The sequence below is a fragment of the Actinocrinis sp. genome, assembly GCF_035653575.1.
GTDB lineage: Bacteria > Actinomycetota > Actinomycetes > Streptomycetales > Catenulisporaceae > Actinocrinis.
The window spans coordinates 1-9,729 of record NZ_DASRBQ010000140.1 but is presented as its reverse complement, the minus strand read 5'-3'; the positions used below and the strand labels follow the sequence as shown (position 1 = coordinate 9,729).

General features: G+C 67.7%; 8 protein-coding genes. 3 read left to right on the top strand and 5 right to left on the bottom strand.

Annotated elements, in window-relative coordinates; translation table 11 throughout:
• Nucleotides 1-821 (top strand): ABC transporter permease (locus VFA06_RS19895; RefSeq protein ID WP_324842147.1); only part of this gene is annotated, 821 nt, incomplete at its 5' end.
• A 48-nt stretch (nt 822-869) separates the two neighbouring features.
• On the opposite strand, the gene VFA06_RS19890 is transcribed toward VFA06_RS19895, so the two are convergent.
• The 3 genes from VFA06_RS19890 to VFA06_RS19880 form a co-directional block, all read right to left on the bottom strand.
• A complete protein-coding gene (locus VFA06_RS19890) occupies nt 870-1,211 on the bottom strand; it encodes a hypothetical protein (RefSeq protein WP_324842146.1) in 342 nt (113 codons plus the stop codon).
• A gap of 81 nt (nt 1,212-1,292) precedes the next feature.
• Nucleotides 1,293-3,071 carry a 3-hydroxybutyryl-CoA dehydrogenase gene (locus tag VFA06_RS19885; RefSeq protein WP_324842145.1) on the bottom strand — a complete coding sequence of 593 codons (1,779 nt, stop codon included), beginning with the start codon at nt 3,069-3,071 and terminating at the stop codon, nt 1,293-1,295.
• Nucleotides 3,072-3,592: 521 nt separating this feature from the next.
• Nucleotides 3,593-3,997 (bottom strand): SCO5389 family protein, encoded by a 405-nt coding sequence (locus VFA06_RS19880; protein WP_324842144.1) that lies wholly within the window; start codon nt 3,995-3,997, stop codon nt 3,593-3,595.
• A 269-nt stretch (nt 3,998-4,266) separates the two neighbouring features.
• Here VFA06_RS19880 and nucS point away from each other — a divergent pair, with 269 nt between their 5' ends.
• Together nucS and VFA06_RS19870 are read left to right on the top strand one after the other, a co-directional pair.
• Complete coding sequence (gene nucS, locus VFA06_RS19875) at nt 4,267-4,938, top strand: endonuclease NucS (RefSeq protein WP_324842143.1); 672 nt, start codon at nt 4,267-4,269, stop codon at nt 4,936-4,938.
• A gap of 278 nt (nt 4,939-5,216) precedes the next feature.
• Nucleotides 5,217-5,816 (top strand): hypothetical protein, encoded by a 600-nt coding sequence (locus VFA06_RS19870; protein ID WP_324842142.1) that lies wholly within the window; start codon nt 5,217-5,219, stop codon nt 5,814-5,816.
• A 195-nt stretch (nt 5,817-6,011) separates the two neighbouring features.
• On the opposite strand, the gene VFA06_RS19865 is transcribed toward VFA06_RS19870, so the two are convergent.
• Both VFA06_RS19865 and VFA06_RS19860 read right to left on the bottom strand, forming a co-directional pair.
• Complete coding sequence (locus tag VFA06_RS19865; RefSeq protein ID WP_324842141.1) at nt 6,012-8,660, bottom strand: PKD domain-containing protein; 2,649 nt, start codon at nt 8,658-8,660, stop codon at nt 6,012-6,014.
• An 875-nt stretch (nt 8,661-9,535) separates the two neighbouring features.
• Nucleotides 9,536-9,729: zinc-binding dehydrogenase (locus VFA06_RS19860; RefSeq protein ID WP_324842140.1), on the bottom strand; the 194-nt coding region annotated here is incomplete at its 5' end.

Sequence of the window (9,729 nt, the reverse complement as noted above, 5' to 3'; positions counted from 1 at the left end):
CCGACACTGTCCCGCGCGCCGCTGACACCAACGGAGGACACGCGAACTTCGGCAGGCTGCTGACCGCCGAATGGACCAAGCTGCGCACCGTGCGCTCGACGGCTTGGTCGTTCGCGGCCCTCATCGTCGCAGTGCTCGGATTCACCGCGCTCATCACTTTCCTTCGCGTGCAGTCCTGGTCACAGATGGACACGGCCGACCAAGCCCAAACCCGGCTCGACCCGGTGCCGCAGATCCTCGGCAGCGGCCTGCTCCTCGGCCAACTGGCGGTCTGCGTGCTCGGCGTCCTGGTGGCGTCCTCCGAGTACACCACCGGCATGATCCGCTCGACGCTGCTCGCCGCGCCGCACCGGCTGCGCATGCTCGCGGCCAAGTGCATCGTGTTCACGATCCCGGTGCTGATCATCGGCGAGGTGCTGAGCTTCGCCAGCTACGGCATCGGCAAAACGATCTTCTCCTCGAAGCTGCACACCTCGCTCAGCGACCCGCACGTGACGCGCGCGGTCGTCGGCGAGGGACTGTACCTCGGCGTGCTGGGCCTGTTCGCCCTCGCGATCGGCCAGCTGATCAGGCACACCGCCGGTGCGATCACCACTGTCATCGCGCTGGTCCTGGTCCTGGTGCCACTCGCACAACTGCTGCCGGGCAACATCGGCAAGCACGTGTCGGCGTACCTGCCGACCAACGCGGGCCAGCAGATCATGCAGATCTATCCCAAGGACCAGATCCTGAGCGCCTGGCAGGGCTTCGGAATCTTCGGGCTCTGGACGGCCGTGCTGCTCGCGATCGCCGCCTGGCTGCTCGTCAAGCGCGACGCCTGACGTTCCGTCAGGCCAGCACCACCGCTGGAAGCCCGCTCGGGCAACTCGCTACCGGCGGCGCAGGCGCGCGTTCCAACAGGGCGTGTGCCAGTGCCGCCGGTCGTCGAGTCCACCGCCGCCGTGCCAAGCCGCCTGTTCGGTATCGGCCGGCCACGCGACCAGGTGCGGTACGCCCGGCCGGATCTCCTGATCGCAGCCGGGGCACCGGTACGTCTTCGTCGTGCTCGCGCCGGCCACCGAGCGCACGATCCAGTCGCCATCCCGCGCCGACTCGACCCGCTGAAAGCCAAACGCCTTCTCGATGTCCCGGGGCTCGCGATCAGCGGACTGGCCGCGGCCTGGCGAACGACCGCGCCCACCGGCACGCGCGTCGTTCTTCCTCGGGCTCACCGCCCTAGGTTATCCAACCGTGACCAGGCCGCCGCACTCCGCGCGTGGCACGCGTCCCCGGCGCACCGTGCCCGAGCGCCATCAGGCCCCGTAGTCCCGGAATCCCTTCCGGGTCTTGCGCCCGAGGTAGCCCGCGGTCACCAGGTGCTCAAGCAACGGCGCCGGCGCGAAGCCCGGCTCGCGGAACTCCAGGTACAGTGCGCGCTCAATCGCGAGCGCGACATCCAGACCCACCACGTCCAGCAGCTCGAACGGACCCATCGGGTAGCCGCAGCCCAGCTTCATCGCGGTGTCGATGCCGTCGGCCGTCGCGTAGTGCGCCTCCAGCATCTTCACCGCGTCGTTGAGGTACGGGAAAAGCAACGCATTGACAATGAAGCCCGCCCTGTCACCGCAGTCCACCGCGTGCTTGCCGAGCCGCGCGCACACCTCGTGCGCCGTCGCCAGCACGTCCTCGGCGGTCGCCACCGTATGCACGACCTCGACCAGCTTCATCACCGGGGCCGGGTTGAAGAAGTGGATGCCGACCACGTCGCGCGGCCGGCCGGTCGCCATCGCGCACTCGATCACCGGCAGGCTGGACGTAGTCGTCGCCAGCACCGCGCCCGGCTTGCAGACGGCGTCGAGTTCCTTGAACAGCGCCACCTTCACGCCCAAGTCCTCGACCACCGCTTCCACGACCAGGTCGCAATCCCCCACATCGCCGAGCACGCCGCTCGACGTCAACCGGCCCAGCGCCGCGTCCCGGTCCTCCTCGCTCAGCTTCCCCTTCTCCACCGCACGTCCAAGCGACTTCTCGATCGCCGCACGCGACGCTGCCGCCTTCTCCTCGCTGCGCGCGATCTGCACCGTCGCGTATCCGACCTTGATGAAGACCTCTGCGATGCCGTTCGCCATGGTCCCCGAGCCGACGACCGCGACGCGCGAGACCGACCGCGCGCCTTCGGTGGCCGCCGCGGGGTCCGGCGTGAGCGCGTCGGGCACCACGGTCGGCACGTCGGCCTGCTCGTACGTGTAGAAGCCGCGCCCGGACTTGCGGCCGAGCAGCCCAGCCGTCTTCATCTGCTTGAAGATCGGCGCGGGCGCGTGCAGTCGCACCCGCGACTGCTTGTACATCGTGTCGAGAATCTCGTAGGCGGTGTCCAGGCCAATGAGATCCAGCAGCGCCAGCGGCCCCATCGGCAGCCCGCAGCCGAGCCGCATCGCCGCGTCGATGTCCTCACGCGTGGCGTACTTGGCCTCGTACATCGAGGCGGCGTGGTTGAGGTAGCCGAACAGCAGCGCGTTGGCGATGAACCCGGCCTTGTCGCCTATGGTCACTGGGGCCTTGCCCAGCTGCCGCGCCAAGTCCTCCACGTCCGCGAGCACGCCCGGGTCCGTGACCACGGTGCGCACCACCTCGACGAGCTTCATCACGGGCGCCGGGTTGAAGAAATGCAGCCCGACCACACGTGACGGCCGGGACGTCGCCACCGAGATCTCAGTCACCGAGAGCGACGACGTATTCGTCGCGAAGATCGTCTCGGCCGAGCAGATCCCATCCAGCTTGCGGAACAGCTCCCGCTTGAGTTCCAGCCGCTCCGGGATCGCCTCAATCACCAGGTCGGCGGAGGCGAGCGGCGCCAGCTCGACGGTGTACTCGATCCGGTCCAGCAGCGCGGCGGCCTCCTCAGCGGTCAGCTTCCCACGGGAGACCGCGCGGCGGGTCGAGTGCGCGACGTGCGCCCGGCCGCGGTTGAGCGCTGCGTCGTCGATCTCGACCGCATGCACACGCAGGCCGTTGCGGGCCATCACCTCGGCAATGCCGGCACCCATCGTGCCGAGCCCGACGACGCCGACTGTGGTGATCTCGCGCCCCATTGCGCACTCCTCGGGGTGTTGGAAGTCGCCCGCGTCCGGTGTGCGCTGGGCGCTTGTTACCGATGAGTATCCCTAGCCGGATCCCCTTCCGCCAGTGCCGAGCCGACGCCGATCTCCCCCGACCCGCTGTGACGATCCTCACCCCCCTCTACCCCCGCCCTTCCCCCTTCCCCTCTTTCCCTCGTGCTCCTCCCCTCCCCCCTCCTCCGTCCCACACTCCTCCCGCCGTCGGTCCCTTCCCCCTCACACGAATCGGAGCGAACGCCACGTCAACGTCCGCTCCGACCCGTACTTCGTCCACCACCCCCGTCGTCTCAGCTCTTCCCCGCGTGGCGTCCTCCACAGCGCCCCGCAGACCGCTACGACGGCGGCTCCCCGCCTTCGGTGGGATCTCGAGGGCCACGAGCGCGGCCCCCGGGTGAACCCTCATTCACCAGGTCCCAAGTCCCTGCGATCGATCACTCCTCTCCTCGCACGCTCCGCGCCCGGCGGCCACGTCTACCGCCGGAAACCTAAATCGATCAGCAGTCGCGCAACTCCGGCGACTGATTGAGCAGCTGCTCGCGGGTCGAGACGAACCTGCGGTACGCGCCCGACTCCATGCCCGGCTGGCCCTCGGCGGCCGGGAAGACCGCGACCCGGTGGCAGTTCTGGAACGCCAACCGCACTCCGAAGTACCGCTCCAAGCAGCCGCGGATCGCGTCCGAGGCAAGGGCGCGCAGCAACTGCCCGCGCTCGGCCTCGCTCGCCGGCGGCGTCGTATTGTCGGCGAACGATCCGCCCTCCACCAGCAGCCGGGTGGACAGCTGGCTGACAAGCTGCCAGGCGTAGGGCAGCGAAGTGCGTACACACTCGGCGAACTGCTCGTCGGTGACCTCGCCCTCTTGCGCCGCAGCCAGCAACTCGGCCGGGACATCCAGGGACATCCGTACTCCCTTCTCTTCGGATCCGCGCTCGGTTCGCCGTCTTTGCGTTACGACCGTCTCGGTCAGGTCGCGCTCACACCACTTCAATGGCCCGGCGCCGGGCGGCTCACACCTCCCGATATGCCCTCGGCACAATCACGCCTCACCAGACGACTGATGGTCCGTCGGCTCACTCAGTGGACTTCCGCGAAACCCCGCCGAGCCGCGCGCCACCCGGACGCCGACGTGCGCCCCCGCACGCCGCGGCGAGTCGGCTAGGGTTTCAAACCATGCGCCTCGTCATCGCCCAATGCAGCGTCGACTACGCGGGCCGGCTCGCCGCCCACCTGCCCACCGCCCGCCGCCTCCTCATCGTCAAGGCGGACGGCAGTGTCCTGGTGCACTCCGACGGCGGCTCGTACAAGCCGCTGAACTGGATGTCGCCGCCGTGCACGCTCCGAGAGGAAGAGCAGGGTGACGGCTACCTCTGGACGGTCACGAACAAGGCGGGCGAGCAGCTGGTCATCACCATAGAAGAGGTCTTCCACGACACGGCGCACGACCTCGGCATCGACCCCGGCCTGCAAAAGGACGGCGTCGAATCGCACCTACAGGAACTGCTCGCCGAGCAGATCGAGACGCTAGGCAAGGGCTGGCGCCTCATCCGCCGCGAGTACCCCACCCCGATCGGCCCCGTGGACATCCTCTGCCGCGACGCGGAAGGCGCGACCGTCGCCGTCGAGATCAAGCGCAGAGGCGAGATCGACGGCGTCGAGCAGCTGACCCGCTACCTGGACCTGCTCAACCGCGACCCGCTCCTCGCCCCGGTCCGCGGAGTCTTCGCCGCGCAGGAGATCAAGCCCCAGGCCCGCGTGCTCGCCACCGACCGCGGAATCTCCTGCGCCATCCTCGATTACGAGGTCCTGCGTGGGATGGACGACCCGTCAACCCGCCTCTTCTAGCCCTGACATCGACGGCGGCATCCTCGTCCGCAAGACCGCCGGCCAGGGGAACCTCTCTTGAGGCAATCTGGCCGAGATAGCGGACGCGACTACGTAGCCGAGTTTGCGATGCGGGCGGTGAGCGGGGTCGGGTCCGATTGGGCTCACGTGGGTTAGCATCAACCGCTGATTTCGAGAGCGGGAGGTGCCCGGACGTGAGAGCCCTGTGCAGCCGTGTCTGCTTGCTGGCCCTGGCGTTGGGTCTGACTGTCGCAGGCTGTCAGTCGGCCTGTTCCACGATGGATGTGCGCGCCGCTCACAGCGGACCGCTCACCGGCGTCGACTTGCAAGATGCTCTTCTGCCCGCGAGCGTCTTCGGTGACGGGCTCTCATCGCTGACCGGACCGCAATACAGCCACACCACTCAATCCGGCGGACAGCCGGTGACGTTCGCGTCAGTCGCTTGCGACAGCCTGAGCGCGTATTTCGGCGCCGACGCCCAGGATTACGCCACGGTGGACTACAGCTCCGTAAACGGAGCCGATCCTGACTTCACGCAAGCGCTCTACCAGTTTCCGAAGGGTCAAGCGGCCACCGAGTTGCACGGGTACTTCGGCCGGCTCGGCGGACCGTGCACTCATTTCAATACCAAAGCCGGTCCCGCGACCGTAAACGTTTCTCAACTGACGGATCTGGGCGACGAGGCCGTACTGGTGCACTCGGCGATCACAGTCACGGCGGGCTCCACCTCGACGACGGTCTACGGCAACGAGGTTTGCGCCCGCTACCGTGACGTTCTGATCATTGTTGCCGCCAACGCGGGCAGTCGATCGAGAGCTGACGCGTTCGATCTGGTCGGCAAGGTCAAGAAGATCGCTGCAAATCTCGGGCTCGCGTAGCAGCGCAACAGCGTCACGTCCTGACCAAACTTGTGGTGTGTCGCCTGACTTGGCTCACGACTTCGGGTCGTCGGCCGGCTCGGCGCTGTGGCCTGAGTGTTCCCGGTTCGTGATCGGGGAACAGGCCGGACAGCGATCGGCGGCTGATCACGACCCGCTGTGATCAGCCGCCGAGCTCACTCACGAGCCCACGCGCTACCCGGAGATGAAGTAGCCGCTGACGTCGACGATCAGTTGGAGCGAACCGCCGCTGCCGTTGTAGAAGTCCGCGGTTTCGTCCGTCGGCAGGGCGGGCAGCGCAAGGTCCGCCACCGTGGCATTTGGCGGGAAGTCGAGCGTTGACGTGAGCGGCACGGTCAGCGGTTGATTGCCCAAGTCGCTGGTGTCCGGGAACACGGTCAGGTAGCCGCCGCCGGTCGGGCGCGTGACGGTCGTGTTGATCACGGCGCCGGTGAAGGCCGAGCCTCCGGCAAAGTCCGCCACCTCCGGGGCTACGTGAATGAGATAGGTGTACCCGCCCGGCAGCGCGCCGTTCGGTATCTTGCGGCTGTCGAAGAGTCGGTATGGGAATGCCGGAACAAAGGCCGAGGCACCCGACGGAGTGAAGTAGCCGTACACGTCGGCGATGAGCCGCGCTGGGCCGCCCGCGATCGCCAAATCAATGGAGCCGTCTGCACCGACCGGGACGATCGCCGCGTTCGCGACCGTCTGGCCGGCGGTGAAGTCCACGTTCGACACGGTCGGCTGCTGTTGACCGTCGGGGTACGCCGCGATGTATCCGCCGACCGACGGTGCCGCGACGGTGAGGTTCAGCGCGACGGCTGTCACTCCGGCCGGGATGCCGTCGGCTCCGGCGATCTTCAGCCGCACCGGGGTGCCCGCGCGGACCGTCGGGTAGGGGTAGCCGCCGGTGCCGTTGCGCGTGTCGAGGAGCCGGGCCGGTGTTGCCGCCGTGTATCCCTGGGCGTTGACCGGAATGAAGTAACCGCTGACATCGGCGATCAGGGCGGTCGTCCCGCCGCTGCCGTTGAACAGCTCGATCGTGCCGTCCGAGCCGACCGGCACGACCGCCAGGTTCGCCACGGTCTGCCCCGCCGCGAAATCTACGCTCGAGGTGGTCGGCCGCGGCGCGCCGGTGGGGTAGGCGGTGATGTACCCGCCGCCGGTCGGCCGGGTCACCGTCAGGTTCAGCACCACGGCGCTGACGTTCGCTGGGATTGCGCCCACGGCGGCCAGCGGCAGTTTCAGCGTCGCGCCCGCGGCCACGGGGTTCGTCGAGCCCTGGGTTCCCGTCCCGTTGCGGGTGTCGAGCACGCGGGTGGGTCCGTAGGGGACGTATTCGGTGCCGGCGGTCTGGATCGTCACGCTGTTGGTGACGGTGTCTCCGGCATTGTCCGTGACCGTGACCTTGATCGTGTACGTCCCCAGTTGCGAGTACGTGTGCCAGACACCGCCTGAAGTGCTGAGTCCCGAAAACGAGGGCATCGCCGTAGTCGAACCGTCGCCCCACCAGATCGTCTCCGAGAGAGTGACGTCCTTGATGTTCTGCTGTGCGTCGAAGAACACGGTGAACCCGCTGGTGTCACGTGCGGTGAGGGTCAAGGCCAGTTCCGGATCCGGTGAGATGTACTGGATCGCGCCACGGGAATTGAACGGGCTGACACCGTTGAAATCAGCCGAGAGCGCGCCGGGTGCGCTCGTATTCGCCGACCCGATCGCCGGCGAGCCCCAGATCAGCAGGCCGTTGACGTACTGCTGTACGCCCGGCATGACGAACGCGAGGCTCGCCCCGATGGTGTCGAAAGTGTCGTGCGCAGCCTGGGTCGGGAAGGCGGATTGGAACTGGGCCAACGTCGAGTAGTTCGTACCACTCCAGTCGTAGAGCACGGTCGGGAGCGGCGCGGCGGGGTAGCCCCCGACCGTGTCGAAGTCGTTGTAGTCCGTCGTGACGCCAGGCGTCGATGCCGCCGCGACGATGACACTCGGCGAGAAGGTTTTGACGCTTATGCACCACGACGCGTCGGCCCCGCTGCCTCCGCCACCGGTCGTGGCCGTATCGCTGTTGCCGTTCTCGATCAGGTTGTTCTCGAGGAAGACCGAGGTCGACGTCCCCTCGATATCCACGCCGGGGTTGCAGCCGCGCTGAATTGTGTTGCCGGTGATGTCGAGTCCGGTCACACCGGTGGCCTGGATCCCGGTCCCGGCGAACACGTCGCCCGCGATCGTGATCCCGCTCGCGCCGGAAGCGATCACGCTCTGTTGCGCATAGGGCTCGCCGTCAAACGCGGCGAGAAAACTGCGGGTCACCGACACACCGGACGAGGCGCCGTCGACGCTGAAGGCATCGAGATAGTCGCCGCTCAGGGTGACGCCGGAGGACGCGACGACCGAGATTCCGAACTGAGGGGAGAAGAAACCGAGGTTGGAGACAGTCACGCCGGTCACACCGCGCAGCGTCAGCGTGGAGTCCATGGAGACGAGCGCTCCGGAGCCGACTCCGACGATGGAGATATTCGATGTCGTGACCGTCACAGGTGTGGTGTAGCTGGCACTGCTTGAGCCGCTCACGTCGATCGTGTCGCCGGCAGCCGCGGCGTTCACGCCATCCTGTAGGGAGCAGTACGGACTCGCCTGGGTGCCGGTTCCGGTGCCGGCGACGCAGGTCGCGTTCGCCAACTTCACGTAAATCGTCGCGCCAGCATTCACGGTGCCGACGCGCGACGTGGCCTTGACGTTCGTGCGCGTGGTGACGGGGACGGAGCCGACCCGGCGCGACTTGCTCGCCGGGCTGCTGACAGTCCCGGTGAGGACGGGGGCGGGAACACTCGCCGAAGCATTCAACACCTGACCAGAATTCCCAGTGGTCGGTGCTCCGACCGCCGAGGCACCGGCCGATGCCGCGCCCAGCGGACAAACGGCGGCACCGAGGGCCACAACGGCGGCCACGGAGCGTGTAAGCCTACGATGACGAATCACCGACGTCCCCCCACGGTTTTCGAAATAGACATCACTCCGGACAGCCCCGGCCCGTCGGGATTATCGCGGATAGGCCATGTCGTGGCGGACAAGACTTTGCGACAGTTCTGGAACAGAGACGGACGACGGCCGGCGGCCGGCGGTCGGCGGTCGGCGGTCGACGTGGCGAGCGCATCCGACTCCCGCGACCCATTGCGGCGCCAGTTCCGGTATGCCGCGACGCGTGATCGCCGCCGGCCTCCGCAGACCAGGGCAGGCTCTTTCGGGCGCACGATCCGCGGCGCGCTTCATCAACGCGTCGGCACGGATCTCGTTCAGCTCCACCACTGTTCGCGGGGGATCCACAGGTAAGAGGCCTGCGTCGTGGCGTCGCAGGACCGGTTCGCTCTCGTGAATCTCGTTGCTGGTGTGGCCGACCGTGTCTTTGAGCGTGCACGGCTAAGTCGAGGCGATGCGTGCTTTCGCGGTGCCAGACTTCTGCGTCGGCGCGTTCGTCAGACCTGTCGAGTGCATTGGGCGGCAATGTGAAGGTGGCGGGATTGCCGCGGCCCAGGCGCGATCGCAGCACCTTCCACTCATGGCCGGGGAATTGCAGCTCGCGCGGCGCCAGGAGCAAGTCCAGGCCCAGCCCGGCGGCGACGATCTCGTGCCACCCGCGCGGGGCCGCCGCAAAGTGCAGCACACCAGTCATCGACCGTCACGCTAATTTGAGCCTTCTTGCTTCCGGCTGCTTGCCGGGAAGGTCAGTCGGTTACGGTGAGGACGATCTTGCCGCGGGTGCGGCCGGCCTCGAGGCGGGCGTGGGCCGCGGCGACCTGTTCCAGCGGGAAGGTCTCCTCCACCTCGACGGCGACCTCGCCGTCGTCGATCAGGCCGGCGATCGTGGTCAGCGCGGCACCATCCGGCTCGACCAGGTACCCGGTGACGCGCACGCCGG